The following is a 26,447-nucleotide window of genomic DNA, read 5'->3' on the forward strand; positions in this document are numbered from 1 at the left end:
GCGGGGCCGTCAATGAACGAAAGCGGTGTCGGCCGCAAAAAAGGGCCGGTGCACAGGGAGAACGTCGATGGATGCGCTGGAGACCTTCCGGCGAGACACGCGTGCCTGGCTCGAGGCCAATTGCCCGCGGGAGATGCGGTCGCCGGTTCGTGGCGACGAGGACATCTGCTGGGGCGGCCGCAACTGGACCTTCCAGTCCGAGGCCCAGCGCCTCTGGATGGAGCGCATGGCGGCGCGCGGCTGGACCGTGCCGGCCTGGCCCAAGGCCTATGGCGGCGGCGGGCTGAGCCACGAGGAGGTCAAGGTCCTGAAGGAAGAGATGGCGGCGATCCGCGCGCGTTCGCCGCTCGAGAGCTTCGGCATCTGGATGCTCGGCCCGGCGCTGCTCGCCTTCGGCAGCGAGGAGCAAAAAAAGCACTACCTGCCGCCGATCGCGCGCGGTGAGATCCGCTGGTGCCAGGGTTATTCCGAGCCCAATGCCGGCTCGGATCTCGCTTCGCTGCAGACCAAGGCGGAGGACGGCGGCGACCATTTCGTCGTCACCGGCTCGAAGATCTGGACGAGTTATGCCGACAAGGCGGACATGATCTTCTGCCTCGTACGCACCGATACCGCGGCGCCCAAGCATCTCGGCATTTCCTTCATCCTGTTCGACATGACCTGGCCCGGCGTCTCGACCCGGCCGATCACGCTGATCTCCGGCAAGTCGCCGTTCTGCGAAACCTTTTTCGACGGCGTCAAAGTGCCCAAGGCCAATCTGGTCGGCACGCTCAACCGTGGCTGGGACATCGCCAAATACCTGCTGACCCATGAGCGCGAGATGATCGGCGGCGGCGCCGGCGGCCTGCTCGGCGGCCGTTCGCCCGGCCAGCTCGCGGCGACCGAAATCGGTCTCGACGCCCATGGCCGGCTCGACGACGCCTTCCTGCGCACGGATGCGGCGCGCGCCGAGGTCGACGCGCTCGCCTTCGCGCTCACCATGGCGCGCTACAAGGACGAGGCGGCCGCCGGCGGTCGCGGCGTCGGCGACAAGTCCTCGGTGCTCAAATATTACGGCACCGAACTGAACAAGCGCCGTTACGAGCTGATGATGCGGCTCGCCGGCCATGATGGCCTGGAATGGGAAGGGGCCCGCTCGAACAATGGCGAGCTGCCGCGCGCCTGGCTGCGCACCAAGGCCAATTCCATCGAGGGCGGCACGTCGGAGGTGATGCTCGACATCGTCGCCAAGCGCCTGCTCGATCTGCCGTCGGCTTGAGGGTCAGAGTTCGCCATGCTTGTTCTGAGTGAAGACCAGCGCATGCTCCAGGACGCCGCCCGCGGCTTCGTCCAGGAGAAATCGCCCGTCGCGGCGCTGCGCAAGCTGCGCGACGAGCGTGATGCCGACGGCTTCGACCGGGTGCTCTGGCGCGACATGGCCGGGATGGGCTGGACCGGCATCCTGGTGCCGGAAGAGGCCGGCGGGCTCGGTTTCGGTTTTGTCGGGGCCGGCCTGATCTGCGAGGAAATGGGCCGCACGCTGACCGCGTCACCCTTCCTGTCGACCGCCGTCATGGCCGCGACCGCGCTGTCGCGGGCCGGCACCGAGGCCCAGAAGCAGCGCTGGCTGCCGGCGATCGTCGCCGGCGAGGCGATCATCGCCACCGCCGTCGACGAGGGCCGCAAGCACGATCCGGCCAAGACCGCGCTGAAGGCCGAGGCCTCGGGCAACGGCTTCCGGCTGTCGGGCGAGAAGATCCAGGTCGCGGACGGTCATGTCGCCGACGCCGTCCTGGTCGCCGCGCGCACCGCCGGCGCGCCGGGCGAGACCGGGGGCATCAGCCTGTTCCTGGTCGACGCCAAGGCCAAGGGGCTTGCCACCGAGCGGGTCGCCACGCTCGATTCCCGTGGTGCCGCGCGCCTCACTTTCGACGATGTGCAGGTCACCGGCGCCGATCTGGTCGGCGAGGTCGACCAGGGTTACGGCCTCGCCGAGGTCGTGCTCGGTGCCGGCCGCGCCGGCCTTGCCGCCGAGCTCGCCGGCAATGCCCAGGAGACCTTCGGGCGCACCGTCGCCTATCTGCGCGAACGCAAGCAGTTCGGCCGCACCATTGGCGCCTTCCAGGCGCTGCAGCACCGCGCGGCCCATCTGTTCTGCGAGATCGAGATCGCCCGCTCGGCGGTGCTGTCAGCCCTTCAGGCGCTCGACCGGGATCCGGCGGATGCCTCGCTCGCGGTGTCGCTCGCCAAGGCCAAGGCGGCCGCCGTCGCCAGGCTGGCGGCCCAGGAGGCGATCCAGATGCATGGTGGCATCGGCATGACCGACGCCATCGATATCGGCCTGTTCGTCAAGCGCATGCAGGTCTCGGCCGAGCTTTACGGCGACGCCGATTTCCATGCCGACCGGGTGGCGCTGGCGCGCGGCTTCTGAAGCCGCCGGCATTTTTTCACCGGTTCGAGCGTTCAGGCGCGGCCGGACAAGACGACCAGGATCTTAAGGTGCCGCCATGGCCTTTCTCGACGATCTCTTCGGCCTCAAGGGCAAGACCGCGCTGGTCACCGGCGGCGCCTCCGGCATCGGCCGCATGGGCGCCGAGGCCCTGGTCATGGCCGGCGCCAGGGTGCTGATCGCCTCGCGCAAGGGCGATGCTTGCGAGGCCGTCGCCGCCGAACTGAACGGGCTCGGCGGCGCCGGCTCGGCCGAGGGTTTTGCCGGTGATGTCGGGACCGAGCAGGGCGTGCGCGATCTCGCCGCCGCGGTGCGTGCCCGCACGGACAGTCTGAACATTCTCTGGAACAATGCCGGCAAGACCTGGGGCGAGCCTCTGCAGAGCTTCCCGTTCAAGGCCTGGGACGGCGTCATGTCGGTCAATGTCGCCGGCCTGTTCAGCTTGACCCGCGACCTCCTGCCGCTCTTGGAGAAGGCGGCGACGCCGGACGATCCGTCGCGGGTGGTCAATGTCGGCTCGGTGATGGGCACCCAGCCGATCGGCGCGGGCGCCTATTCCTACGCCGCTTCCAAGGCCGCGGTGCATCATCTGACCAAGATCCTGGCGCATGAGCTGGCGTACAGGCAGATCACCGTGAACGCCCTGGCGCCCGGGCCCTTCATCAGCCGAATGACCGCCTTTGCGCTCGGCAGCGAGACAGGTCAGGCTCGCGCCGCGGAAGACAGCCCGATGGGCCGCATCGGCCGGCCGAGCGACATCATGGGCTGCCTCCTGTTTCTGTGCGGGCGCGGCGGCGCCTATACCACCGGTGCGATCCTGCCCGTGGACGGCGGCATCAGCGTCGATAGCGGACATAAGCTGTTCGGAGGAGAATGACTGACATGGCGAACGAAGTGACCATCGATGAACTGAAGGGCCAGGTCGGCCAGGAGATCGGCCTGTCCAAGTGGTTCGACATCCCGCAGTCGACGATCGACGCCTTTGCCGACCTGACCCACGACCACCAGTTCATCCATATCGATCCGGCCAAGGCCAAGATGACGCCGTTCGGCGGCACCATCGCCCATGGCTTCCTGACCGTGTCGATGCTGTCGGCCTTCGCCATCGACGCCCTGCCCGGCATCACCGGCCGTGCCATGGGCGTCAATTACGGCTTCGACAAGCTGCGCATGATCTCGCCGGTCAAGGCCGGCGCCAGGGTGCGCGGCCGTTTCGTCCTGAAGGCGCTCGACTCGAAGAACCCCAAGCAGCACCAGCTGACCTATGGCGTGACCGTCGAGATCGACGGCAGCGACAAGCCGGCGGTCGTCGCCGACTGGGTCACGCTCGCTTATCTGATGTGAGGATTTTCCCATGACCATTCGTTTCGACGGGCGCGTCGCCATCGTCACCGGGGCCGGCAACGGCCTCGGCCGGTCTCATGCCCTGGGTCTCGCGGCGCGTGGCGCCAAGGTCGTCATCGTCGATTTCGGCGGCGCCCGCGACGGCACCGGCGGCTCGTCGGAGGCCGCCGACAAGGTGGTCGCCGAGATCATCGCCGCCGGTGGCGAAGCCATGGCCCATGGCGCCAATGTCGCCGATTTCGCCCAGGTTCAGGACATGGTCGCTAAGACCATGGCCCGCTGGGGCCGCATCGACATCCTGATCAACAATGCCGGCATCCTGCGCGACAAGACCTTCGCCAAGATGGAGCTGGTCGATTTCGAGGCGGTCATGGCCGTCCATGTCATGGGCACGGTCAATTGCACCAAGGCGGTGTGGGAGATCATGCGGACGCAGAATTATGGCCGCATCGTCTTCACCTCGTCGTCATCAGGCCTCTACGGCAATTTCGGCCAGTCCAATTACGGTGCGGCCAAGGCCGCCATGGTCGGGCTGATGAACGTGCTGCACATGGAAGGCGCCAAGAACGACATCCGGGTCAACACGCTGGCGCCGACGGCGGCGACCCGCATGACCTCGGATCTCCTGCCGGCCGAGGCGTTGGCGCTGCTGACGCCGGAATCGATCACGCCCGGCGTGCTGTTCCTGGTCAGCGACAAGGCGCCCTCGCGTGTCATCCTGTGCGCCGGCGCCGGCGCCTATGCCCGCACCATGATCTACGAGACCGACGGCATCTATCTCGACGAGGCCGAGCGCACGCCGGAGACGATCGCCGCCCGTTTCGACGATATTTCCAATCCCACCGGCCAGAAGGCGCTGCAGGGCGCTTTCGAGCAGACCACCAAATTCGCCATGAAAGCCGCCGCGGCCAAGGGTGTCACCCTGCCGCCGCGCGGTTGACGCGACCCAGAAGCCGCGACACACGAGGAGAGAGCCATGCGTGAAGCCGTCATCGTCTCCACCGCCCGCACGGGCCTTGCCAAGTCCTGGAAGGGCGCGCTCAACAACACCCATGGCGCGGCCATAGGCGGCCATGCCACCAAGCACGCCATCCAGCGCGCCAAGATCGATCCCGGCGAGGTCGAGGACGTCATTGTCGGCTGCGCCAACCCGGAAGGCGCCACCGGTTCCAACATCGCCCGCCAGATCGCGCTGTCGGCCGGCTGCCCGGTGACCGTCTCGGGGCTGACCGTCAACCGCTTCTGCTCGTCGGGCCTGCAGACGATCGCCACCGCCGCCCAGCGGGTGATCGCCGGCGAGGGCGAGATCTTCGCCGCCGGCGGCGTCGAATCCATCTCGCTGGTGCAGAATCAGGCCAACCGCTCGAACCTGATCGACCCCTGGCTGAAGCAGCACAAGCCGGAAATCTACTGGCCGATGCTGCAGACCGCCGAGACGGTGGCCAAGCGCTACAACATCTCGCGCCACCTGCAGGACGAATATGGCGTCGAGAGCCAGCGCCGCGCCGCGGCCGCCCGCCAGGGCCGCAAGTTCGACGACGAGATCGTGCCGTTCACCACCACCATGACCATGGCGGAGATGAACGACAAGAAGGAGGTCGTGCGCACCTGGCAGCAGGAGGTGACGCTGACCGAGGACGAGGGCATCCGCGCCGACACCACCTATGAAGGCGTGTCGAAGATCCGTCCGGCGATCGAGGGCGGCGTCATCTCGGCCGGCAATGCCAGCCAGTTCTCCGACGGTGCCTCCATGGCCATCGTCATGGACGGCAAGATGGCCGAGCAGCGCAACATCAACCCGCTCGGCATCTTCAAGGGTTTCGCGGTGGCCGGCTGCGAGCCGGACGAGATGGGCATCGGCCCGGTCTTCGCCGTGCCCAAGCTGTTGAAACGCCACGGCCTGAAGGTCGAGGACATCGACCTCTGGGAGCTCAACGAGGCCTTCGCGGTGCAGGTGCTCTATTGCCGCGACCAGCTCGGCATTCCCTATGACCGGCTGAATGTCGACGGCGGCGCCATCGCGGTCGGCCACCCCTATGGCGTCTCCGGCGCGCGCCTGGTCGGCCATGCGCTGATCGAGGGCAAGCGCCGCAACGCCAAGCACGTGGTGGTCACCATGTGCATCGGCGGCGGCATGGGCGCCGCAGGGTTGTTCGAGGTCGTCTGACCTGATTGACTGACGGGAAAGGCGGCCTCCGGCCGCCTTTCACAACCGTAACGAGAGCCGCGCCAAGCGGCCGGTGGACCAGAGGAAACGTTGCGGCATCAGCCGCCGATGGCGGCCCAAGGCCGCTCCAAGAGGAGGAAAACCATGTCTCATCTCACCCGCCGCCAGGTCGTCGGCTCGGGCCTCGCGGCCGCGGCGCTCACCAGCCTGCCGGCTTCCGCCCAGGCCGGCCCGGTGCGCATCGCCTATATCGACCCGCTGTCCGGCTTCATGGCGCCGGTCGGCGATGGCGGCCTGAAGCAGTTCGAGTTCGAATGCGAGCGGATCAACGCCGCCGGCGGCGTGGCCGGCGGCCGCAAGCTCGAAGTGCTCGGCCTCGACAACAAGCTCAATCCGCAGGAATCGATCGTCCAGCTGGAAAAGGCGATCGACCAGGGCATCCGCTACATCGCCCAGGGCAACGGCTCGTCGGTGGCCTCGGCGCTCGTCGACGCGATCGAGAAGCACAACGCCCGCAATCCGCGCCAGGCGGTGATGTATCTCAACTATGCCGCGGTCGATCCGGTCTTCACCAACGACAAATGCTCGTTCTGGCATTTCCGTTTCGACGCCGATTCCGACATGAAGATGTCGGCGCTGACCGACTACATCAAGGGCCTGCCGGACCTGAAGCGCATCTACATCATCGGCCAGGACTATTCCCACGGCAAAGCGGTCGCCGACGCGGCGGTCAAGATGCTGGCGGCCAAGCGCCCGGATATCCAGGTCGTCGGCAACGAATTGCACCCGCTCGCCCGGGTCCGCGATTTCTCGCCCTATATCACCAAGATGCGGGCCGCCGGCGCCCAGGCGGTGATTACCGGCAACTGGGGCAACGACATGCAGTTGCTCATCAAGGCCTCGTCCGATGCCGGCTTCAACGTGCCCTATTTCACCTATTACGGTGGCGGCCTCGGCGCGGTCGCCGGCATGGGCAAGTCGGCGGTCGGCCTCGTGCGCCAGATCACCGAATGGCACTCCAACATCCCCGATATCGGCATGGACGACATCGTCCGCAGCTTCAAGGCCAAGCACCGTGACCTCGATTATTACTATTATCGGGTGAAGGTGATGTTCGACATGCTGGCCAAGGCGATGAACGATACCAAGTCGGTCGAACCGCGCGACGTGGCGATGGCGCTCGAGGGCATGGAGATCAAGATCGAGACCGGCATGGCCTCGATGCGCAAGGACAACCACCAGTTGATCCAGCCGCTCTACATTTCGACGCTCTCGGAGAACGTCAAGTTCGACGTCGACAATACCGGGCTCGGTTTCAAGACCGACATCAAGATCGACGGGCCGGCGACCTCCATGGCGTCGACCTGCCAGATGCGCCGCCCCGGCGCCTGATCGGAACCATCGCGGCGGGCCGGACTGTTCCGGCCCGCCGCGCCCCGTCCCTGGCCGGTTCCGGAGGCTCTCCGCATGGAGACAATCGTCTTCTCCACGCTCAACGGCGTGCTCTACGGTCTTTTGCTTTTCATGCTCGCGAGCGGGCTGACCCTCATCTTCTCGATGATGGGCGTGCTCAATTTCGCCCATGCCAGCTTCTACATGCTCGGCGCCTATGTCGCCTTCACCCTCGGCTCGGTTACCGGCTTCTGGGTCGCGCTGGTCCTGGCGCCGCTGCTGGTCGGCCTGTTCGGCGCCTTCGTCGAGCGCTTCGGCCTGCGCCATGTCCACAAGAACGGCCACGTCGCCGAACTGCTGTTCACCTTCGGCATCGCCTATCTCATCGAGGAGATCGTCAAGCTGATCTGGGGCAAGAACCCCTTGCCCTATACGCCGCCGGCGATCCTCCAGCAGCCCCTGTTCACCTTGTGGGGCACCCATTATCCGGCGTTTCGCATCTTCATGATGGTGGTTGCCATCGCCATGTTCGTGGCCTTGTGGGCGCTGCTGAAGCGCACCCGTGTCGGCCTCATCGTCCAGGCCTCGCTGTCCAATCCGCATATGGTCGGCCATCTCGGGCACAATGTGCCGCTGGTCTTCATGGGCGTCTTCGCGGTCGGCTGCGCCATGGCGGCGCTCGCCGGCGTTATCGGCGGCGCGCTTCTGGTCACCGACCCGGCCATGGCCCTGACGCTTGGGCCCATCGTCTTCGTCGTAGTGGTGGTCGGCGGCATGGGCTCGCTCGGCGGCGCCTTCGTCGCCTCCATCCTGATCGGCCTGATCCAGACCTTCGCCGTCGGTGTCGACGCTTCTCTCTCCGACCTCCTGGCGCGCTTCGGCATCCTGGTGTCCAACCGTTCCGATCTCGGCCGCATCACGCTCGCCCAGGTGGCGCCGATGCTGCCCTTCCTGATCCTCGTCCTGGTGCTCATTTTCCGGCCGCGCGGCCTCATGGGAGCTCGCGAGTCATGACCGGCACCTCGACCTTCAAGACCCTGTTGATCTGGCTCGCCTTCGCCCTGCTGCTGATCGTGCTGCCGATGGTCTTCGCCTCGCGCACCTCGCTCACCCTGATGAACATCATTGGCGTCTGGGTGGTGTTCGCGCTCGCCTACAACATGCTGCTCGGCCAGTCCGGCATGCTGTCCTTCGGCCATGCCGTCTATTTCGGCCTCGGCGGTTATGCCGCGATCCACATGATGGCGGCGATCAAGTCGCAACGCCTCGGCATTCCCGTCGCCGCCCTGCCGCTGGTCGGCTTCATGGCGGGCATGGCGGCCGGCGCCGTCATCGGCTGGTTCTCCTGCCGGCGCTCCGGCACGCCGTTCGCCATGATCTCGCTCGGCGTCGGCGAATTGATCGCCGCTTCCGGCCTGATGTTCGTCTCGGTCTTCGGTGGCGAGGAGGGCGTCTCCGGCGACCGCTCCGCCGGGCCGGAATGGTTCGGCTTCTCGCTCGGGCCGCAGATCAACGTCTATTATTTCATCGCCTTCTGGGTCTTCGTGGCGGCGCTCGCCATGTGGGCCTTCACCAAGACGCCGCTCGGCCGGCTCGCCAACGCGGTGCGCGACAACCCCGACCGCGTCGCCTTCATCGGCTACGATCCGCAGCGCGTGCGCTACCTGGTGTTTCTGATCTCGGGCGGCTTCGCGGGCCTCGCCGGTTCGCTCTCCGCGGTGAATTTCGAGATCATCACGCCGGAGAAGCTCGGCGCGCTGAATTCCGGCGCGGTTCTGCTGATGGCCTATATCGGCGGTGCCGCCGTGTTCTTCGGGCCGATCATCGGCGCCGTGCTGATCTCTCTGATGCAATCCATGCTGTCGGACTTCACCAAGGTCTGGCAGCTCTATCTCGGCCTGCTCTTCGTCGTCGTCGTGATGTTCGCGCCTTATGGCATCGGCGGCATGGTGGCGCAGGTGCTCAACGCCATCCGCAAGGGCGAACTCGCCGAGAAGCTGCCGGGCTGGCTCATGGGCACGCTCGGCGCCGTCATTGCCTTCGGCGGCGGCATCATGACCATCGAAATGGCCTACCGGGTCCGCGAAGGCGGCCGGCCCTTCAGCGTCTTCGGTGCCGCCTTCCCACATACCGCCCTGTCCAGCTGGGCCATTGCCGCTGGCCTGGTCGCGCTCGGCATCGCGATCATCGTCGTTGCGGTCAGATGGCGACGGCGCGGCTCGCTGGGCGCGGCCCTGCGGCTGAGGGAGATCGCACCATGAGCGCCACGTCCCGGACGGCCTTGTCTCTCAGCAAGGTGACCAAGAATTTCGGCGCGGCGCAGATCATCCGCTCGGTCGATCTGGATATTCCGGCCGGCGAACGCCATGCCATCATCGGGCCGAACGGGGCCGGCAAGTCGACCCTGTTCAACCTGATCTCGGGGGCCTTTCCGCCGTCCTCCGGCGACATCCTGGTCGATGGCCAGCCGGTCGCCGGCGCGCCGCCCTTCGAGATCAACCGGCGTGGCCTGTCGCGCTCGTTCCAGGTCACCAATATCTTCCACAACATGAGCGTCTACGAGAACCTGCGCTGCGCGACGCTCTGGGCGCTCGGCCATCGCTACGTCTTCTGGCGCTCCATTGCCGGCCTGCGCGACGTCTCCGAGCGCTCGGAGGAGATCCTCGATCTCATCGGGCTTGGCGCCGTGCGCAACTCGCCGGCCGGCCTCCTGTCCTATGCCGATCAGCGGGCGCTCGAGATCGGCGTCACCATTGCCGGCGGCGCCAAGGTGATCCTGCTGGATGAGCCGACCGCCGGCATGAGCGCGCATGAGACCGAGCGGGCGGTCGAGCTGATCCGCAAGGTCACCGAAGGTCGCACTCTTCTCATCGTCGAACACGACATGAGCGTGGTCTTCGGCCTGGCCGACCGGATCTCGGTTCTGGTCTACGGCCAGATCATCGCGTCGGGACCGCCGGCCGAGATCCGCGCCGATAAAAAGGTCAAGGAAGCCTATCTCGGCGAGGAGGCCGCCTGATGCTCGAGGTCTCCCGCCTTCACGCCTTCTACGGCAAGAGCCACATCCTGCAGGGGGTCGACATCGCCATTGGCGGCGGCGAGGTGGTCAGCCTGCTCGGCCGCAACGGCGTCGGCCGCTCGACCACCGTCAAGGCGATCATGGGCGAGGTCGCGCCCCGCGGCTCGATCCGGTTCAAGGGCCAGGAAATCGCCGGCCTGCCGAGCCACCGCATCGCCCGGCTCGGCATCGGCTACGTGCCCGAGCACCGCGATATCTTTCCCGACCTGACGGTGCGCCAGAACCTGATGCTCGGCATGAAGAACGCCAAGGCCGAGGGGCGCTGGACCATCCAGGGCTCGCTCGACATGTTCCCCAATCTCGCCGCCCGCGCCGATGCGCCGGCCGGCGTGCTGTCGGGCGGCGAAAAGCAGATGCTGACCATGTGCCGGACCATGATGGGCGACCCGGACCTGGTCATGATCGACGAACCGACCGAAGGGCTGGCGCCGCTCATCGTGCGCCAGGTCGGCGAACTGATCGTCGAGATCGCCCGGCGCGGGGTCGCCATTCTGCTGGTCGAGCAGAAGCTGTCGATCGCGCTGGATATCTCGCACCGCGTCTATGTCATGGGCCACGGGCGGATCGTCTTCGAAGGCACGCCCGCCGACCTCAAGGCCAATGAGGCCGTGCGCAAGGAATGGCTCGAGGTGTGAACCCCCAGGGGTTCAGGCCACCCGATTGTCCAGAAGTGTAAGGAGAAAGCTCATGTTCCTCGGTATGTCCGATCGTGTGAAGCCGCTCGTCGAGGAAGTTCGCGCCATGATCCGCGACGAGGTCATCCCGCTGGAGCATGAATATGAGGCGGAGATCGGCAAGGCCGGCGACCGCTTCGTCCTGACCAAACGGCAGATCGAGATCCTCGAAGGCCTGAAGGCCAAGGCCCGGGCCAGGAAGCTGTGGAATTTCTGGCTGACCGGCTCGGACCAGGGCTACGGCCTGACCACCGTCGAATATGCCTATCTGGCCGAGGAAATGGGCCGCTCGCACCTGGCCGCCGAGACCTTCAACTGCTCGGCGCCGGACACCGGCAACATGGAGGTGATCGAGCGCTACGGCACCCAGGCGCAGAAGGACAAGTGGCTGAAGCCGCTGCTCGCCGGCGAGATTCGCTCGGCCTATCTGATGACCGAGCCGTCGGTCGCCTCCTCCGACGCCACCAATATCTCGCTCTCGGCGGTGCTCGACGGCGACGAATGGGTGATGAACGGCGAGAAGTGGTGGGCGTCGGGTGCCGGCGATCCGCGCTGCAAGATCTACATCACCATGTGCGTCACCGACCCGGATGCCGACAAGCACAAGCGCCATTCGCAGATCTTCGTGCCCGCCGGCACCAAGGGCGTCACCATCCTCCGGCCCATGCAGGTGTTCGGCAATGACGATGCGCCGCACGGCCACATGCATATCCGCTTCGAGAATGTCCGGGTGCCCAAGGAGAACCTGATCCTCGGCCGCGGCCGCGGATTCGAGGTGGCCCAGGGCCGGCTCGGGCCGGGCCGCATCCATCACTGCATGCGCGCCATCGGCCAGGCTGAACGGGCGCTCGAGCTGATGTGCCGGCGCGCCGCCACCCGCGAGGCCTTCGGCAAGAAGCTGATGGATCTCGGCGCCAATTTCGACATCATCGCGGAATGCCGCATGGAGATCGAGATGGCGCGGCTCCTGTGCCTCAAGGCCGCCTGGATGATGGACAATGTCTCCAAGGTGGAAGCGGCGCACTGGATCTCGCAGATCAAGGTGGTGGCGCCGCGCATGGCGCTCAAGGTGATCGACGAATCCATGCAGATGCATGGCGGCGCCGGCGTCAGCCAGGACACGCCGCTGGCCAAGATGTGGACAGGCCTGCGCACGCTGCGCTTCGCCGACGGCCCCGACGCCGTGCATCGCCGGCAGGTCGCCCGGACCGAGCTGAAGCGCTACGTCAACCGGGGGGCCTGAGCCTTGACCGCACCGGCCATGACCATCGACGAGCCGTCGCTGGCTCGCTATCTCGAGGCGCATTGGCCGGGCTTCAAGGGCCCGGTCACGGCCGAGAAATTCGCCGGCGGCCAGTCGAATCCGACCTTCCTGCTGACCCACGCGGGCGGCAAGGCGGTGCTGCGCAAGAAGCCGCCGGGCCAGCTTCTGAAGTCGGCGCATGCGGTCGACCGCGAATACCGGGTCATGAAGGCGCTCGGCCCGACCGACGTGCCGGTGCCGGACATGTATGTGCTGTGCGAGGACGACGCGGTCATCGGCACCGCCTTCTTCGTGATGCAATATGTCGAGGGCCGGGTGATCTGGGACCCGGCCATGCCGGAGGCGACGCCGGCCGACCGGGCCGGCGTCTATGACGCGATGAACGCGGCGCTCGCCGCGTTGCACCTCGTCGACATCGCCAAGGTCGGCCTGTCGGATTTTGGTAAGCCGGGTAACTATTTTGCTCGCCAACTCGCGCGCTGGACCGAGAACTACCGGGCATCGGAGACCGAGACGATCCCTGAGATGGACCGGCTGATCGCCTGGCTCCAGCAGGCCCTGCCGGCCGATGACGGCCGCGCCAGCCTGGTGCACGGCGACTATCGCATCGACAATATGCTGTTCGCCCATGATGCGCCGCGCCTGCTCGCCATTGTCGATTGGGAACTGTCGACGGTTGGCCATCCCTTCGCCGACCTCGCCTATCAGTGCATGCAATGGCGCCTGCCCAATGCCGGCAGTTTCCGTGGCCTCGACGGTGTCGACCGCACCACCTCGGGCATTCCGACGGAAGCGGATTATGTCGCGCTCTACGGCCGGCGTACCGGCATCGGTATGATCCCCGACTGGTCGTTCCACCTCGCCTTCGCCTTCTTCCGCCTCGGAGCCATCCTGCAGGGCGTGCTGAAGCGCGCCCTGTCGGGCAATGCGTCGAATCCCGAGCGGGCCATGAAGGCGCGCAAGAACGTCCCGGTTCTCGCCCGCATGGCGCTGGACGTGATCGAAAAGGAAGCATGATGACCGAGGCCAGGCGTTTCCAGGACAAGATCGTCCTGATCACTGGGGCGGCGAGCGGTTTCGGCCGGCGCGCGGCGGAACGATTTGCCGGCGAAGGAGCTCACCTCGTGCTCGGCGACATCCAGGATCACGCCTTGGAGGCCACCGCCGAGATGGCGCGCAAGGCCGGCGCCAAGGTGGTGACGCGGATCACCAACGTCACCAGCGCGAGCGCGGTCGACGCGCTGGTCCGCGCGGCGATGGAGACCTTCGGCCGGCTCGACATCGCGCTCAACAATGCCGGCGTCGCCCATGGCACGGTGAAGATCCAGGATACCGACGAAGCGCTCATGCGCAGGATGCTCGACGTCAATGTGATGGGCGTGTTCCACGGCCTGAAGGCCCAGATCCCGGTGATGGAAAAACAGGGAGCCGGCGTCATCCTGAACACGGCATCGGTCGCCGGTGTCACCGGCGCGCCCCTGCTCGGCGCCTATGCGGCGGCCAAGCATGCGGTGATCGGCCTGACCAAGACGGCGGCCGCCGAGACTGCCCGCAAGGGGGTGCGCGTCAACGCCATCTGCCCGGCGTTTGCCGAGACGCCGATGCTGACCGACTCGCTCATCCAGAAGGACGGCGCGAAGGAAGAGACCATCGCCAAGCTGGTCCAGACCATGCCGATGCGCCGGCCCGGAACGGCGGACGAGATCGTCCAGGCCATGCTGTGGATCTGCTCGCCGGAAAACTCGTTCATGACCGGCCATGCCCTGGTCGTCGACGGCGGCCTGACGGCGATCTGAGCCTTGCTGCTTCGGGCGCGCCGGCGCGCCCGAAGCTTGGCCGCGATGCTCACGCCGGTTGCCGTGACACGGGCGCCGCGCCGGGCCGGCCGAGGGGCGCGGCCGGCCGGTCGCGCTTGTCCAGGCGCGCCGCGATCACGATCAGAACCAGGGCCAGCGCCTCGCAGGCCGCGCCGGCGACCCCGAGCAGCGGCAACGAGCCATAGCTCAGCACCAGCGAACCCAGCGCCGCACCGAGCGCGATGCCGAAATAGAGCGCCGAGGCATTCAGCGACAGCGTCACCATCGCGGCCTGGGGCGCGAGGCCGATGAGCCGCGCCGATTGGGCGGGATATCCGCCCCAGCCAACGGCGCCCCACACCGCGATCAGGACGAAGAAGAGCGATGCCGCGACCGGGCCGGCCGGAACGGTCATGGCGACGATCGTGGTGACGATGAAGATCGCGAACAGGCCGGTGACCGCGAGCCGGACCGTGCGCATCGGGCCGAACCGATCCGACAGTCCGCCGCCGAGCCCGTTGCCGATCGCGGCGCCGACGCCGAAGACGACCAGGGCGGCGCTCAGAGCGGGGCCGGTAATGCCGGCATGGGCCGCCAGGAACGGTGCGATATAGGTGTAGATGGTCATGGCGCCGGTGATCCAGACCAGCGTCGAGGCGAGCGCCAGCAGGACGCGCGGCTGGCGCGCCACCGCCAGGCGTTCGGCGAGCGTGCTGGAGCCGAGCGGCAGTTCCTTCGGCAGGCCGAAGGCGAGACCGAGGAAGCCGAGCACCGCGAGTGCCGCGACCATGACGAAGGACAGGCGCCAGTTGCCGAGCGCCGCCACCAGCGTGCCGATCGGCACGCCGAGCGCGGTGGCGAGCGTCAGGCCGCCGGTGACCACCGCGATGGCCCGGCCGCGCCGTTCCGGGCCGACCAGGCTGATCGCCACCGCATTGGCGGCCGGCATGAACGTGCCGGCAGCCATGCCGATGGCGATCCGGGCGGCCATCAGCACCGGCAGGCTGGAGGTCGCGGCCGCGGCCAGGTTGCCGAGCGCGAAGACGGCGAGGGCGGCGAGCAGCAGCCGCTTGCGTGAGACCTGCGCCAGCAGCGAGGACAGGATCGGCGAACTGATCGCATAGGCGGCGGCAAAGGCGGTGACGAGATGGCCGCTGCGTTCGACCGTGGTGCCGAGATCGGTCGAAATGGCCGGCAGGATGCCGGCGATCATGAAACCCTCGGTGCCGATGGCGAAGGCGCCAAGCGCGAGCCAGATGAGCTGGGGCATGTCGATTTCCTTAATTCAATAATTATTGAAATTACGAACATGCAAAGGAATGTCAAACGAATTTCAATGATCGTTGAAGATTGCGGGCGCGCCGCCCGGGCGCTACATCTCGTGGATGATCAAGACCGTGCCCCATCCCGATATCGAAGCGATCGATGCCGCGACGGTATTTGCCGCGCTCAGCGAGCCGACCCGGCTGGCGATCTGCCTCAGCCTTGCCGACAACGAGGAACTGGAGGCGCGCTGCGGCAGCTTCCAGGAGCTCGGCACGCCGTCGAACCTGACCTATCACTTCACCCGGCTGCGCGACGCCGGCATCACCCGCGTCAGGCTGCAGGGCACCTCGCGTTTCATCCGCCTGCGCCGCGACGATCTCGACCGGCGCTTCCCCGGCCTGCTCGACGCCGTCCTCGATGCCGCCCGGCGCAGCCGCGGATCCTTGCCGGCGATCGACATGGATTGTGATGAGTGAATGGGGAGGGGCTTAAAGGACGACCGCGTCGCAAAATGGGCGCGCTGAATAAACCCTCTCCCAGAGGGAGCTAGCGTTCGCACACATCTTTCAGATGGGCCTGAATGCGTCGCCCTTTGAGATCTTGCACCGGAACCACCATCCTCACCTCTCCCCGGCGGGGAGAGGTCGGCCGAAGGCCGGGAGAGGGGGAATTGTGGTTTCAGAACAACACTTTATGCGTTTCGCATGGTGACGTCTCGTCTCGCGCCTCGCCCCCTCTCCCGACCGTTCGCTACGCTCGCAGTCGACCTCTCCCCGCCGGGGAGAGGTGTGGGCGGTGGTTCCGACGCGAACCTCGAAGGACGGCAAATCGTCGTCTAACACACTGAAAAGACGTAGATTCCCGAGATGTGCGCGAACGCTAGCCCAGAGGGAGAGGGTGGCGCCGTCAGGCGCCGGGTGAGGGGGCGTCCATCTCCGGGTGAAGCGATATATTGGCCGGTGAGTGCCTCGACGCGCGTCATCGACCATTCTGGTTCTCAACGATCACGCCCCTCACCCGGCAGCTGACGCTGCCGCCCTCTCCCTTCGGGAAAGGGTCGATTCATCAGCGCCTTTCGCCCGACGCGGCGAGTGTCATCCCACCCGCCTCCCTAATTCCGCCATCTGCCCCGCGCAAAGCCTGCTGGCCAATCCGCGGCGCGTTTCCTATTCCTGTCGACTTCGACGACATCTCGCACACCCAGTCGGCCGGGCCTCCCTGCCGGCCACGCAGGCGTTTTTATCATGTCAGGATCCACATCCCCGGAGCCGAGCCGCCATGGCGGGCTGAGCTTCGCGCAATTCGTCGGGCTCATGGCGGCGCTGATGGCGACCAATGCGCTGGCGATCGATTCGATGCTGCCGGCGCTGCCTGAGATCGGCGACACCCTCGGCATCGTCTCGCCGAACGAGCGCCAGTGGATCATCACCTCCTATCTGCTCGGTTTCGGCGCCGCCCAGATCGTCTACGGCACCCTGGCCGATCGGTTCGGCCGGCGCGTCGTGCTGCTGGTCGGTCTCGCCATCTATGTCGCCGCGAGCCTGATGGCGACGGTCGCCAGCAGCTTCGACACCATGATGATCGCGCGCGTGCTGCAGGGCATCGGGGCGGCCGGAACCCGCGTCCTGGCGGTCTCGATCGTCCGCGACTGCTATTCCGGCCGCCAGATGGCGCGGGTCATGTCGCTCACCTTCATCGTCTTCCTGACAGTGCCGATCCTGGCGCCCTCGATCGGCCAGATGATCATCCTGTTCGGCGTCTGGCGCTGGATCTTTGCCGGCCTGGCCTTGTTCGGCATCGTCGTGCTGGCCTGGGCGGCCTGGCGCCTGCCCGAGACGCTGCATCCGGAGGACCGGGTGATGATCGCGTTCAAGCCCATCGCCCGCGCCTTTGCCGAGAGCCTGAGCAACCGCCTCGCGGTGGGCTACATGCTGGCCATGACCTGCATCCTGGGCGGCCTGTTCGGTTTCATCAACGCCGCGCAGCAGCTGTTCGTCGATGTCTTCAAGGCGCCGACCGTGTTTCCGCTGGTCTTTGCCGTCATTGCCGGCTTCATGGCGCTCGCCTCCTTTCTCAATTCGCGGATCGTCGGCCGCATCGGCATGCGCCGCGTGTCGCATGCCGCCCTCCTGGCCTTCATCACGATCGCGGTGATCCATGCCGGCGTCGCCATGACCCATCACGAGACGCTCTGGACCTTCGCCGTGCTGCAGGCCTGCACCATGTTCTGCTTCGGCCTGGTCGCGTCCAATTTCGGCGCCATGGCAATGGATCCGCTCGGCCATGTCGCGGGAACCGCGTCATCGGTTCAGGGCTTCGTCACCACGGTCGGCGGCGCGCTTCTCGGCTTCTATATCGGCCAGCATTTCGACGGCACGGCGGTCCCGAACACGCTGGGCTTCGCGGTCTGCGGTCTCGCCGCCCTGGTCATGGTGTTGATTGCCGAGCGCGGCCGCCTGTTCAGGCCGCACCAGGCGCCGCCCGTCGAAACCGCGCCGAACCGCTGATGGCCCCGGGCGACCGGCGCTGCTGCTTCAGTTCACGATCCGCCGGGCGTTCGGACTATCGAGCGAGAAGGCCGGGATCTCCGCCTGAAAGCTCTCTTCCCGGTCGGTCACCATTACGTAATGGCCGACCATGATGCCGGTCGGCGTGTTGAGCGGGCAGCCGGAGGTATATTCGAAGGCGCCGCCCGGCTCGATCACCGGCTGCTCGCCGATGACCCCGGAGCCGCGCACCTCCTGCACCTGGCCGGCCTCGTCGGTGATGTGCCAATAGCGCGTGCGCAATTGCACCCGGTCGGCCGACAGATTGAGGATCTCGATGCGATAGGCCCAGAAATAGCGGCTGTCCTCCGGCGACGACCGTTCGGGCAGGTACTGGGGCGTGACCGTGATCTGGATGCCACGCGTGAGCGCGCGATACATGGGAGCCCTCGACGACAGAGCGGGGGGCTTGCCCCCAGCCCCAGCCCGGAAGATCCCGCATCGGCCGTGGCCCGCGCGAGAAGTCCCGGCCGGGCCAAGTGTGCGAAGTGAGGCCGTGCTGTCAACGGCCAAGGAGCGCGAGCTGCCGGCCGCGCCGCGTCATCTCGCCGTGCGGGCTCAGGGTTCGAGCGGCGGGAACCGGTGCCGGCCATCGGCATCGAGCGCCAGGGGTTTGCTCCATTTCACCGCGTCCATGGCGAGCTCGCCATAAAGATGCGGGAACAATTGGCCGCCACGCGACGGCTCCCATTTCAGGGCGTCGCCAAGCGCCTCCGCGTCGATCGCCGCGAGCACCAGGTCGGACTGTCCGGCAAAGTGCCTGGCGGCCGTCTCGGCCACCTGACCGGCGGTGGAGAAATGGATATAGCCGTCCTGAAGGTCGACCGGCGCACCGGCGAAGCGGCCGGCCGCGCGGGCTTCCTCCCAGGCGCTGCGCTGCGCGATCTTGTAAATGGTCGTGGTCATCGCTCGGGCTCCGGTCTCATGGCGACGTGTGGTCATGGCGCGCCCGGACGGCGAGAACAAGAGCGGCGGCCCTGTCGCGAATATCGCCATGCTCCATTGACGGGCGGCAGGCGAACAGTCCTATTGACGGACGGTCTTCCTTTGGGGTGATGATTTTCGCGCCCGCTGGACCGGCGGGCGCAAGTGGGAGAAGCGCATGTTCTCGCATGCCGATATCTGGGCTGCGATCGACAAGCTGGCGGAGAGCCATGGGCTCAGCCCGTCGGGATTGGCCAAACGGGCCGGGCTCGACGCGACCACGTTCAACAAATCGAAGCGCGTGATGACCGATGGCCGCGAACGCTGGCCATCCACCGAATCGGTCGCCAAGGTGCTGAACGCGACCAATACCGTGTTCGGCGACTTCGTCGCCCTGGTCGGCAAATCAGGATCGCGGACCCGGGTGCTGCCGATCCTCGGCCTGGCCCAGGCCGGCGCCGGCGGCTTCTTCGACGCCAATGGCTTTCCCGCGGGCCAGGGCTGGGACGAGGTCAGCTTCCCCGATCTGGGCGAGGAGACGGTGTTCGCGCTGGAGATCCAGGGCGATTCCATGTTGCCGGCCTATCGTGACGGCGACCGCATCGTGGTCTCACCCTCGGCGCCGGTCCGGCGTGGCGACCGGGTCGTGGTCCAGACCCGCGAGGGCGAGATCATGGCCAAGGAGCTGAAACGGCAGACCAACAAGACGGTCGAGCTCGCCTCGTTGAACGCCGATCATCCCGACCGCGTTTTCGCGGTCGGCGAGATCGCGTGGATGGCCCGTATCATGTGGGTCAGCCAATAGGCCGTCGCCGGCCGTTCAGGCGCTGGCTTTCAGGAACTCGCCGGCCAGCGCCTTGGCGATCAGGGCGCGTGTCTCGGCGAGGCCGTAGAGCACGGCGAAGGAGCCGAAACGCGGGCCGCGCTCCTGGCCGAGCAGCACCTTGTAGATGGTGGCGAACCATTCCGACGACACGCCCGGCTTTTCCGGCGTGGCGCCCTTGGCCTTCAGGTCCTGGTAGCGCGGAATGGCGCGGCCGACATCATAGGCGGTGGCCTGGACATCCTCGGCGCTGACATCGGCGGGCAGGGCGGCGAGCGCGGCCGACAGCGCCCGCAGGGCCTGGCGTTCGACCTCGTCGGCCTCCTTGTAGACCTTGGTCGGCTTCACGAAATCGTGGAAATAGCGCACCGCGTAGCCGGCAAGCTCGTCGAGCTTGGGATTCTTCTCCGGGCTCGCATCCGGCGCGTAGCGGCGAATGAAGCCCCACAGCACCTGCGGCTCGTGGGCGTTCGACACCGAGACCAGGTTCATCAGCATGGAGAACGAGATCGGCACGTCGACCTTGGGCGGATTGCCCGAATGGATGTGCCAGGCCGGGTTCAGGAGCCGCGTCTTGTCGTCCTGCGCCGGGTACTTCTCGACGAAGGTCAGGTAGTCGTCGGCATTGCGCGGGATGACGTCGAAGAACAGCCGCTTGGCGCTCTTCGGCTGCTGGTACATGAACAGCGACAGGCTCTCGGGCGAGGCATAGGCCAGCCAGTCCTCGATGGTCAGGCCGTTGCCCTTGGACTTTGAGATCTTCTGGCCGTTCTCGTCGAGGAACAGTTCGTAATTGAACCCTTCCGGCGGCGTGCCGCCGAGCGCCCGGCAGATCTTGCTCGACTGGGTGACCGAGTCGATCAGGTCCTTGCCGGCCATTTCATAGTCGATGCCGAGCGCGGTCCAGCGCATCGCCCAGTCAGGCTTCCATTGCAGCTTGGCATGGCCGCCGGTCACCGGCGTCTCGTAGCGCGTGCCCGAAACCGGATCGCGCCAGACGATGGTGCCCTTGGCGACATGGCGCTCCTCGATCGGCACCTGCATCACCACGCCCGATTCCGGATGGATCGGCAGGAACGGCGAATAGGTGGCGCGGCGCTCCTCGCCGAGCGTCGGCAGCATGATCGCCTGGATGGCGTCGAAGCGTTCGAGCGCGATCATGAGCGTCTGATCGAAGGCGCCGGAGCGGTACATCTGGGTCGAGGAGACGAATTCGTAGTCGAAGCCGAACTGGTCGAGGAAACCCATCAGGCGGGCATTGTTGTGCTCGCCGAACGAGGGGTGGGTGCCGAAGGGATCCGGCACCGATGTCAGCGAGCGGCCGAGATGCTGGGTCAGCAACTCCTTGTTCGGCACGTTGTCCGGAACCTTGCGCAGGCCGTCGAGGTCGTCGGAAAAGGCGATCAGCCGGGTCGGGATCTTGTCTTCGGTCAGCACGCGGAAGGCGGTGCGCACCATGGTGGTGCGCGCCACTTCGCCGAAGGTTCCGATATGCGGCAGCCCCGACGGGCCATAGCCGGTCTCGAACACGACGGGGCCGGCCTTCGGCGTCCTGGCGAGCCGGGCCACCAGTTTCTTCGCTTCCTCGAACGGCCAGGCGGTCGAGACCTTGGCGGCCTCCAGCAAAGCGGGCGTCAGCGTCAGCGCGGCGGCGGGCATGGGCGGGTTCCGGACGGATCGGGCGTGGACAAGGGTGCGATGCAATAGGGCGAGGCGGCCGGGGCGTCAATGAAAGCGAGGCTTTGACGGATTTCAATCCTTGCTCGGACGCATCACAAATTGGCGTTTCCAAACCGCCGCCGGCGCCGGAATAGTCCGCCGGCCCGTCGCTTCAGGCAGGAAGGCGCCCGCGTGCCAGCTTACACGATGTACCAGGTCGATGCCTTCGCCAGCCGGGTGTTCGGCGGCAATCCGGCGGCTGTGCTGATCCTCGACGACTGGCTGCCGGTTGAAACCATGCAGGCGATCGCCGAGGAGAACAACCTGGCCGAGACCGCCTTCGCGCGGCCCAATGCCGGCGGCTGGGACCTGCGCTGGTTCACGCCCACCACCGAGGTCAATTTCTGCGGCCATGCGACGCTCGCGACGGCTCACGTCCTGGCTGCCGAACTGAACATGCCGGGCGATTTCGCCTTTGCCACCCGGGTCGGCGAATTGCGCGTGGCGCGCCGCGACGGCGCCTATCTGCTCGACCTGCCCTGCCTGCCGCCGGAGCCGATCGGCGAAGAGCCGCCGGCTCTCGCCGCGATTTTCGGTGATCGCCGCCGGGCGACCTTCCGCAATTTCGAGAACCTGTTCGTCGAGCTCGCCGACGAGGCCGCGTTGCGCGCTTTCGTCCCCGACCTGATGACCATCGCGACGCTGGATCCGCCCGGCCTGGTGATTACGGCCAAGGGCGAGACCCACGATTTCGTCTCGCGCTATTTCGTGCCGGCCGAAGGCATTCCCGAGGATCCGGTGACCGGTTCGATCCATGCGACCCTGGTGCCCTATTGGGCCGGCAAGCTCGGCAAGACCAGGCTGTCGGCCCGGCAGTGTTCCAGGCGCGGCGGCCATCTCCGGTGCGAGCTGGCCGGCGACCGGGTGCTGTTGACCGGTCAGGCAACGACCTTCATGACCGCGATGATCAACCTGCCGGATTGACCGGCAGGTCCCGGAAAGGCCATTGCGGAGACCACGCTTCGGCTCGCGCCGAAGCATCGGCCGAACCGGACCCGGCATCATCAGGGCATCGTGATCGAGGGATTTCAGATGACCGCCCGGACAGTTCAGGCTCCGTTTTTCGGTTGGCGCGTGGTCGGGGGTGCCTTCGTCCTCGCCATCTTCGGCTGGGGCCTCGGCTTCTACGGACCGCCGGTCTTCCTGCATGCGGTGCGTGAAACGCGCGGCTGGCCGCTGACCCTGGTCTCGGTTGCCGTCACCGCGCATTTCCTTTTCGGCGCGCTGGTGGTCGCCAACCTGCCGGCGCTCTACCGGCGTTTCGGCGTGCCGCTGGTGACCAAGGCCGGGGCGCTGTCGCTCGCCGCGGGCGTTTGCGGCTGGGCCGTCGCCGTCGAGCCCTGGCAATTGATGGTCGCGACGGCCTTCAGCGGTGCCGGCTGGGTCGCCATGGGTGCCGCCGCGGTCAATGCCATCGTCTCGCCCTGGTTCGTCCGCGGCCGGCCGGCCGCCCTCTCCATGGCCTATAACGGCGCGAGCATTGGCGGCGTGGTGTTCTCGCCGCTCTGGGTCATCGCCATTTCCGGCCTCGGCTTTCCGATGGCCGCCGCGTTGATCGGCATCGTCACCGTGGTGATCATGTGGGGCCTCGCCGACTTTCTGTTCCGCCACACGCCGGAAAGTCTCAGAGTCGCGCCGGACGGCGACATCCTTGGTGCCGCGCGCGCCGCGGTGACCTCGCCTCATGCCCGGTGGCTGCCGGGATCGGCGCTCTGGCGCGACCGCGGTTTCGTGACGTTGTCGGCCGCCATGGCGCTCGGCCTGTTCGCCCAGATCGGCCTCATCGCCCACCTGTTCTCACTGCTGGTGCCGGCCCTGGGGGCGCGTTATGCCGGGCTCGCCATGGGGTTCGCCACCCTTTGCGCCATTGCCGGACGCACGCTGGTCGGCTGGCTGATGCCCGCCGACGCCGACCGCCGGCTGGTCGGCTGCCTGGCCTATGCCGTGCAGATCGTCGGCTCCCTGGTGTTCATCCTGGCCGGCGGCGAGAACATCGTGCTGCTGCTGCTCGGCGTCACCCTGTTCGGTTCCGGCATCGGCAATGCCACCTCCTTGCCGCCGCTGATCGCCCAGGTCGAATTCGTGAGGGAGGACGTGCCGCGGGTGGTCGCGCTGATCGTGGCGATCGGCCAGGCGACCTATGCTTTCGCACCGGCGGCCTTCGGCCTGGTCCGGGACCTGACGCCCGCCGCGCTGCAGGCCGCGCCCGGCGCGGCGCCGCTGTTCTTTGCCGCGGCCGCCTTCGTGCAGGCCCTGGCGATCACCGCTTTTCTCGTCGGCCGCAAACGGTAGACGCGGCCTTTCCTCGGACTCAGGCGTATTTCAGCGGGATCGCCGTGGTGAACTTCATTTCCTCCATGGCGATGAAGGAGCTGACATCGGTGAAGTCGAGGCGGGTGATCAACTGCTTGTAGACGGCGTCGTAGACCTCGACGCTCGGCGTCACGAGCCGGAGCAGATAGTCCATCTCGCCGGTCAGTCGATAGGCCTCGACGATTTCCGGGATGTCGGAGATCGCCTTGCGGAAGGCTTCCAGCCACTCGATCGAATGGCGTGACGTGCGGACGCCGACGAAGATCGTCATGGCGACATTGCTCTTGCGCCGGTCGATCAGCGCGACCCGTTTGGCGATCAGGCCTTCGTCTTCCATGCCCTTGATGCGCCGCCAGCAGGCGGAAGCCGACAGGCCGACGGTATCGGCGAGCTCCGTCACCGGAACGGAGGCATCCTCCTGCAGGACCTCCAGGATCCGACGGTCGCGGGCATCCATCACGTTGCACTCCTGATGCACGCGATGTCCTTGAATATCAAATCAGTCGCGCCAATCGGGCAGAGATCGCAAAATTCGCGCGCCATTGCCAGCGCTATCCGCAAAGAACGCTCGTACATTTCATGAGCCGCCTAATACGCTGCACTCCGCAATTGAACGGTGGAGTATCGAAGTGTCTCGAACCATAGGCCTGATCGGCGGTATGAGCTGGGAAAGCACTGCGACCTATTATCGAGAGATAAACGAAATAGTGCGCCTTCGCCGTGGCGGCCTTGTGTCTGCGGATATCCTGATGCATTCGGTAAATTTCGAAGAAATCGTGCGAATGCAGAAGGACGGGCGTTGGGATCTTGCGGAGCAGAGACTTTCCGCGATCGGCCGCAATCTGGCCAATGCCGGCGCGGGCTGCATCCTGATCTGCACCAACACGATGCATCTTGTCGCCGACGAGGTGGCGCGGAACTCCGGCGTGCCGCTGATTCACATCGTCGACGTCACCGGCCGCGCGCTCAAGGAGGCCGGCGTGAAGCGGCCGCTGCTGCTCGCCACCCGCTACACCATGGAGCAGGGCTTCTATCTCGAGCGCCTGCAGGAGCGCTTCGGCCTGGACGCGATCGTGCCCGAAGAGCAGGACCGTGCGGCCGTTCACGACATCATTTTCGACGAGCTCTGCTGCGGTGTGGTCGAGGAAACGTCGCGGCAAAGCTATGTCCGCATCATCGAGGCGGGCCGCCGGCGCGGCGCCGACGCGGTCATCCTGGGATGCACCGAGATCGGCCTGCTGATCAGCGCCACCGACACGGATCTGCCGGTGTTCGACTCGACCAAGCTGCACGCTCAGGCCGCGGTCGATTTCTCCGACGGCCGGCTCCATCTGGAAGCCGCCTGACCGGCCCCCGCGACCCGCACCGGTCCGTCATTCGTCAAGCCCGCACCGATGGACGCCTCGATGCCGCCGGCCTTCCCACCCTCTCTCTGGGCGTCCGTGACGCCAAGCCGCGCGCCGCGCCCCGCCCTGGCGGGCGAGGCGCGCGCGGACGTGGCGGTGATCGGCGGCGGCTTCACCGGCCTGTCGACGGCCTTGCATCTCCTCGCACGTGGTCGTTCGGTGGTGCTGATCGAGGCGGCCGCGGTCGGCTGGGGCGCTTCGGGACGCAACAATGGCCAGGTCATTCCGACCATGACCGGGGCCGAGCCGGATGCCATGGCGAAGAGCCATGGCGAAACCGGCGAACGTTTCGCCCAGCTGGTCGCCGACAGCGCCGGCGGCCTGTTCGACCTGGTCCGTCGGGAAGGCATTTCCTGCGAGGCCGAGCAGACCGGCTGGTTCCAGCCCGCTCATTCGCCCGGCCGGATGAAGCTTTCCGCCGCGCGGGTCGAGGCATGGGCGCGGCGCGGCGCGCCGGTCCGCCTCCTTGATCGTGCCGAAGCCGCCGCGCTCATCGGCTCGAACGACTGGCATGGCGGCATGCTCAACAGCTCCGGTGGCCATATCAATCCGCTGGCATTGGCGCGCGGCCTCGCCGACGTGGTGACCGCCAAGGGCGGGCAGATCCACGAATCGACCCCGGCCGAACGCATCGAGCGCGGTCCTTCCGGATGGGTCGTCACCACCCCGCAAGGCCGTGTCCTCGCCGATCAGGTCATGCTTGCCTCCAACGGCTACAGCGATTGGTTCCATCCGTCGCTGGCACCCGATGTCGCGCGCTCGCTCGTCCCGGTCCGCTCCTGGCAGATGGCGACGGAGCCGCAGCCGGAGGCGGTTCGCGCCCGGCTGCTGCCCGGCCGGCAGGCCTTGTCGGACACTCATGGCGATCTGCGCTTCTTCCGCTGGGATGCGCGCGGACGGCTGGTCACCGGCGGTGCGCTGGTGTTTCCCCACAACGGCGAGAATCGCCTGCGCAGCCTGGTGGGCGAGCGGCTGGCCAGGATCTTCCCCGTGATGGGCGCGCCGCGCTTCGATTTCGTCTGGAGCGGCCGCATCGGCATGACCGCCGACCGCATGCCGCGCTTCCATCGCCTGGCCCCCGGCCTGTGGACCTGGCTGGCCTGCAACGGCCGTGGCGTCGCGCTCTCCGTGGCGCTCGGCCGCGTCTTCTCGGAAGCGCTCGACGGTGCCGAGCCGAAGGCGCTGCCTGTGCCGCTGACCGACGTCCGGCCGCTGCCCTTGCACGCGCTGGCGACGCTCGCCGCTCCGGCGATGCTCGCCTGGTACCGCTTCAAGGACGGCCGCGAACCGTCCTGACCTCACCCTC

26 protein-coding genes are annotated in these 26,447 nt (G+C 66.9%); 21 read left to right on the forward strand and 5 right to left on the reverse strand.

Annotated features, from left to right (window positions below; all coding sequences use genetic code 11):
* Positions 1–67 precede the first annotated feature (67 nt).
* The 14 genes from AC07WJ_RS13970 to AC07WJ_RS14035 all read left to right on the forward strand — a co-directional run bounded on the left by AC07WJ_RS13970 (position 68) and on the right by AC07WJ_RS14035 (position 14,144).
* Positions 68–1,258: an acyl-CoA dehydrogenase family protein gene (locus tag AC07WJ_RS13970; RefSeq protein ID WP_494935193.1), complete on the forward strand. Its 1,191-nt coding sequence runs from the start codon at positions 68–70 to the stop codon at positions 1,256–1,258.
* A 15-nt stretch (positions 1,259–1,273) separates the two neighbouring features.
* Complete coding sequence (locus AC07WJ_RS13975) at positions 1,274–2,410, forward strand: acyl-CoA dehydrogenase family protein (RefSeq protein WP_494935194.1); 1,137 nt, start codon at positions 1,274–1,276, stop codon at positions 2,408–2,410.
* A 76-nt stretch (positions 2,411–2,486) separates the two neighbouring features.
* Positions 2,487–3,305, forward strand: coding sequence for an SDR family NAD(P)-dependent oxidoreductase (locus tag AC07WJ_RS13980; protein WP_494935195.1), 819 nt, complete (start codon positions 2,487–2,489; stop codon positions 3,303–3,305).
* Between the two features lie 5 nt (positions 3,306–3,310).
* Entirely contained in the window at positions 3,311–3,772 is a 462-nt protein-coding gene (locus AC07WJ_RS13985; protein WP_494935196.1) for a MaoC family dehydratase, read from the forward strand.
* 10 nt (positions 3,773–3,782) lie between these two features.
* Positions 3,783–4,712, forward strand: coding sequence for an SDR family NAD(P)-dependent oxidoreductase (locus AC07WJ_RS13990; protein WP_494935197.1), 930 nt, complete (start codon positions 3,783–3,785; stop codon positions 4,710–4,712).
* Positions 4,713–4,748: 36 nt separating this feature from the next.
* On the forward strand, positions 4,749–5,939 hold the full coding sequence (locus tag AC07WJ_RS13995; protein ID WP_494935198.1) for an acetyl-CoA C-acyltransferase: 1,191 nt from the start codon (positions 4,749–4,751) through the stop codon (positions 5,937–5,939).
* A gap of 144 nt (positions 5,940–6,083) precedes the next feature.
* The gene (locus AC07WJ_RS14000) at positions 6,084–7,331 is read left to right on the forward strand and encodes a branched-chain amino acid ABC transporter substrate-binding protein (protein WP_494935199.1); all 1,248 of its coding nucleotides are present in this window, start codon (positions 6,084–6,086) and stop codon (positions 7,329–7,331) included.
* A gap of 75 nt (positions 7,332–7,406) precedes the next feature.
* Positions 7,407–8,345 (forward strand): branched-chain amino acid ABC transporter permease, encoded by a 939-nt coding sequence (locus AC07WJ_RS14005; RefSeq protein ID WP_494935200.1) that lies wholly within the window; start codon positions 7,407–7,409, stop codon positions 8,343–8,345.
* Positions 8,342–9,592: a branched-chain amino acid ABC transporter permease gene (locus AC07WJ_RS14010; RefSeq protein WP_494935201.1), complete on the forward strand. Its 1,251-nt coding sequence runs from the start codon at positions 8,342–8,344 to the stop codon at positions 9,590–9,592. Before AC07WJ_RS14005 ends, AC07WJ_RS14010 begins: the two co-directional genes overlap by 4 nt.
* Positions 9,589–10,350, forward strand: coding sequence for an ABC transporter ATP-binding protein (locus AC07WJ_RS14015; protein WP_494935202.1), 762 nt, complete (start codon positions 9,589–9,591; stop codon positions 10,348–10,350). The genes AC07WJ_RS14010 and AC07WJ_RS14015 overlap by 4 nt, the downstream gene beginning before the upstream one ends.
* A complete protein-coding gene (locus tag AC07WJ_RS14020) occupies positions 10,350–11,045 on the forward strand; it encodes an ABC transporter ATP-binding protein (RefSeq protein ID WP_494935203.1) in 696 nt (231 codons plus the stop codon). The genes AC07WJ_RS14015 and AC07WJ_RS14020 overlap by 1 nt, the downstream gene beginning before the upstream one ends.
* Before the next feature lie 52 nt (positions 11,046–11,097).
* A complete protein-coding gene (locus AC07WJ_RS14025; RefSeq protein WP_494935204.1) occupies positions 11,098–12,327 on the forward strand; it encodes an acyl-CoA dehydrogenase family protein in 1,230 nt (409 codons plus the stop codon).
* Between the two features lie 18 nt (positions 12,328–12,345).
* The gene (locus AC07WJ_RS14030; protein WP_494935594.1) at positions 12,346–13,365 is read left to right on the forward strand and encodes a phosphotransferase family protein; all 1,020 of its coding nucleotides are present in this window, start codon (positions 12,346–12,348) and stop codon (positions 13,363–13,365) included.
* Positions 13,365–14,144 carry an SDR family NAD(P)-dependent oxidoreductase gene (locus AC07WJ_RS14035; protein WP_494935205.1) on the forward strand — a complete coding sequence of 260 codons (780 nt, stop codon included), beginning with the start codon at positions 13,365–13,367 and terminating at the stop codon, positions 14,142–14,144. The genes AC07WJ_RS14030 and AC07WJ_RS14035 overlap by 1 nt, the downstream gene beginning before the upstream one ends.
* Before the next feature lie 49 nt (positions 14,145–14,193).
* On the opposite strand, the gene AC07WJ_RS14040 is transcribed toward AC07WJ_RS14035, so the two are convergent.
* Positions 14,194–15,414, reverse strand: coding sequence for an MFS transporter (locus AC07WJ_RS14040; protein ID WP_494935206.1), 1,221 nt, complete (start codon positions 15,412–15,414; stop codon positions 14,194–14,196).
* 73 nt (positions 15,415–15,487) lie between these two features.
* Between AC07WJ_RS14040 and AC07WJ_RS14045 the strand changes: the two genes are divergently transcribed.
* The gene (locus tag AC07WJ_RS14045) at positions 15,488–15,886 is read left to right on the forward strand and encodes an ArsR/SmtB family transcription factor (RefSeq protein WP_494935207.1); all 399 of its coding nucleotides are present in this window, start codon (positions 15,488–15,490) and stop codon (positions 15,884–15,886) included.
* A 768-nt stretch (positions 15,887–16,654) separates the two neighbouring features.
* Positions 16,655–17,917 (forward strand): multidrug effflux MFS transporter, encoded by a 1,263-nt coding sequence (locus tag AC07WJ_RS14050; RefSeq protein WP_494935208.1) that lies wholly within the window; start codon positions 16,655–16,657, stop codon positions 17,915–17,917.
* Between the two features lie 27 nt (positions 17,918–17,944).
* On the opposite strand, the gene apaG is transcribed toward AC07WJ_RS14050, so the two are convergent.
* Both apaG and AC07WJ_RS14060 read right to left on the reverse strand, forming a co-directional pair.
* A complete protein-coding gene (apaG, locus tag AC07WJ_RS14055; RefSeq protein WP_494935209.1) occupies positions 17,945–18,337 on the reverse strand; it encodes a Co2+/Mg2+ efflux facilitator ApaG/CorD in 393 nt (130 codons plus the stop codon).
* Between the two features lie 177 nt (positions 18,338–18,514).
* Positions 18,515–18,862: a DUF952 domain-containing protein gene (locus AC07WJ_RS14060; RefSeq protein WP_494935210.1), complete on the reverse strand. Its 348-nt coding sequence runs from the start codon at positions 18,860–18,862 to the stop codon at positions 18,515–18,517.
* 196 nt (positions 18,863–19,058) lie between these two features.
* Here AC07WJ_RS14060 and AC07WJ_RS14065 point away from each other — a divergent pair, with 196 nt between their 5' ends.
* A complete protein-coding gene (locus AC07WJ_RS14065) occupies positions 19,059–19,685 on the forward strand; it encodes a S24 family peptidase (protein WP_494935211.1) in 627 nt (208 codons plus the stop codon).
* A 15-nt stretch (positions 19,686–19,700) separates the two neighbouring features.
* Here the strand turns inward: AC07WJ_RS14065 and AC07WJ_RS14070 are convergent, their stop codons facing one another.
* On the reverse strand, positions 19,701–21,362 hold the full coding sequence (locus AC07WJ_RS14070) for a lysine--tRNA ligase (protein ID WP_494935212.1): 1,662 nt from the start codon (positions 21,360–21,362) through the stop codon (positions 19,701–19,703).
* Positions 21,363–21,554: 192 nt separating this feature from the next.
* On the opposite strand from AC07WJ_RS14070, the gene AC07WJ_RS14075 reads away from it, so the two are divergent.
* Complete coding sequence (locus AC07WJ_RS14075; RefSeq protein WP_494935213.1) at positions 21,555–22,346, forward strand: PhzF family phenazine biosynthesis protein; 792 nt, start codon at positions 21,555–21,557, stop codon at positions 22,344–22,346.
* Between the two features lie 108 nt (positions 22,347–22,454).
* On the forward strand, positions 22,455–23,714 hold the full coding sequence (locus AC07WJ_RS14080) for an MFS transporter (protein ID WP_494935214.1): 1,260 nt from the start codon (positions 22,455–22,457) through the stop codon (positions 23,712–23,714).
* A gap of 19 nt (positions 23,715–23,733) precedes the next feature.
* Here the strand turns inward: AC07WJ_RS14080 and AC07WJ_RS14085 are convergent, their stop codons facing one another.
* Positions 23,734–24,192, reverse strand: a complete 459-nt coding sequence (locus AC07WJ_RS14085; RefSeq protein WP_494935595.1) for an Lrp/AsnC family transcriptional regulator — start codon at positions 24,190–24,192, stop codon at positions 23,734–23,736.
* 172 nt (positions 24,193–24,364) lie between these two features.
* Between AC07WJ_RS14085 and AC07WJ_RS14090 the strand changes: the two genes are divergently transcribed.
* Both AC07WJ_RS14090 and AC07WJ_RS14095 read left to right on the forward strand, forming a co-directional pair.
* Complete coding sequence (locus AC07WJ_RS14090; protein WP_494935596.1) at positions 24,365–25,081, forward strand: aspartate/glutamate racemase family protein; 717 nt, start codon at positions 24,365–24,367, stop codon at positions 25,079–25,081.
* Between the two features lie 60 nt (positions 25,082–25,141).
* Positions 25,142–26,437: an NAD(P)/FAD-dependent oxidoreductase gene (locus AC07WJ_RS14095; RefSeq protein WP_494935215.1), complete on the forward strand. Its 1,296-nt coding sequence runs from the start codon at positions 25,142–25,144 to the stop codon at positions 26,435–26,437.
* Positions 26,438–26,447: the final 10 nt, after the last annotated feature.

Source organism: Phreatobacter sp. GW821-FHT04C01 (assembly GCF_059420385.1).

What these genes read in the sequence shown, in the direction of transcription:
- AC07WJ_RS14010 (WP_494935201.1), top strand. Translation starts at nt 8,342, where the DNA reads ATGACCGGCACCTCGACCTTCAAGACCCTGTTGATCTGGCTCGCCTTC.
- AC07WJ_RS14035 (WP_494935205.1), top strand. Translation starts at nt 13,365, where the DNA reads ATGACCGAGGCCAGGCGTTTCCAGGACAAGATCGTCCTGATCACTGGG.
- AC07WJ_RS13970 (WP_494935193.1), top strand. Translation starts at nt 68, where the DNA reads ATGGATGCGCTGGAGACCTTCCGGCGAGACACGCGTGCCTGGCTCGAG.
- AC07WJ_RS14060 (WP_494935210.1), bottom strand. Translation starts at nt 18,862, where the DNA reads ATGACCACGACCATTTACAAGATCGCGCAGCGCAGCGCCTGGGAGGAA.
- AC07WJ_RS14020 (WP_494935203.1), top strand. Translation starts at nt 10,350, where the DNA reads ATGCTCGAGGTCTCCCGCCTTCACGCCTTCTACGGCAAGAGCCACATC.
- apaG (WP_494935209.1), bottom strand. Translation starts at nt 18,337, where the DNA reads ATGTATCGCGCGCTCACGCGTGGCATCCAGATCACGGTCACGCCCCAG.
- AC07WJ_RS13995 (WP_494935198.1), top strand. Translation starts at nt 4,749, where the DNA reads ATGCGTGAAGCCGTCATCGTCTCCACCGCCCGCACGGGCCTTGCCAAG.
- AC07WJ_RS14000 (WP_494935199.1), top strand. Translation starts at nt 6,084, where the DNA reads ATGTCTCATCTCACCCGCCGCCAGGTCGTCGGCTCGGGCCTCGCGGCC.
- AC07WJ_RS13990 (WP_494935197.1), top strand. Translation starts at nt 3,783, where the DNA reads ATGACCATTCGTTTCGACGGGCGCGTCGCCATCGTCACCGGGGCCGGC.
- AC07WJ_RS14005 (WP_494935200.1), top strand. Translation starts at nt 7,407, where the DNA reads ATGGAGACAATCGTCTTCTCCACGCTCAACGGCGTGCTCTACGGTCTT.
- AC07WJ_RS13980 (WP_494935195.1), top strand. Translation starts at nt 2,487, where the DNA reads ATGGCCTTTCTCGACGATCTCTTCGGCCTCAAGGGCAAGACCGCGCTG.
- AC07WJ_RS13985 (WP_494935196.1), top strand. Translation starts at nt 3,311, where the DNA reads ATGGCGAACGAAGTGACCATCGATGAACTGAAGGGCCAGGTCGGCCAG.
- AC07WJ_RS13975 (WP_494935194.1), top strand. Translation starts at nt 1,274, where the DNA reads ATGCTTGTTCTGAGTGAAGACCAGCGCATGCTCCAGGACGCCGCCCGC.
- AC07WJ_RS14085 (WP_494935595.1), bottom strand. Translation starts at nt 24,192, where the DNA reads ATGGATGCCCGCGACCGTCGGATCCTGGAGGTCCTGCAGGAGGATGCC.
- AC07WJ_RS14050 (WP_494935208.1), top strand. Translation starts at nt 16,655, where the DNA reads ATGTCAGGATCCACATCCCCGGAGCCGAGCCGCCATGGCGGGCTGAGC.
- AC07WJ_RS14080 (WP_494935214.1), top strand. Translation starts at nt 22,455, where the DNA reads ATGACCGCCCGGACAGTTCAGGCTCCGTTTTTCGGTTGGCGCGTGGTC.
- AC07WJ_RS14025 (WP_494935204.1), top strand. Translation starts at nt 11,098, where the DNA reads ATGTTCCTCGGTATGTCCGATCGTGTGAAGCCGCTCGTCGAGGAAGTT.
- AC07WJ_RS14065 (WP_494935211.1), top strand. Translation starts at nt 19,059, where the DNA reads ATGTTCTCGCATGCCGATATCTGGGCTGCGATCGACAAGCTGGCGGAG.
- AC07WJ_RS14015 (WP_494935202.1), top strand. Translation starts at nt 9,589, where the DNA reads ATGAGCGCCACGTCCCGGACGGCCTTGTCTCTCAGCAAGGTGACCAAG.
- AC07WJ_RS14095 (WP_494935215.1), top strand. Translation starts at nt 25,142, where the DNA reads ATGCCGCCGGCCTTCCCACCCTCTCTCTGGGCGTCCGTGACGCCAAGC.
- AC07WJ_RS14070 (WP_494935212.1), bottom strand. Translation starts at nt 21,362, where the DNA reads ATGCCCGCCGCCGCGCTGACGCTGACGCCCGCTTTGCTGGAGGCCGCC.
- AC07WJ_RS14040 (WP_494935206.1), bottom strand. Translation starts at nt 15,414, where the DNA reads ATGCCCCAGCTCATCTGGCTCGCGCTTGGCGCCTTCGCCATCGGCACC.
- AC07WJ_RS14030 (WP_494935594.1), top strand. Translation starts at nt 12,346, where the DNA reads ATGACCATCGACGAGCCGTCGCTGGCTCGCTATCTCGAGGCGCATTGG.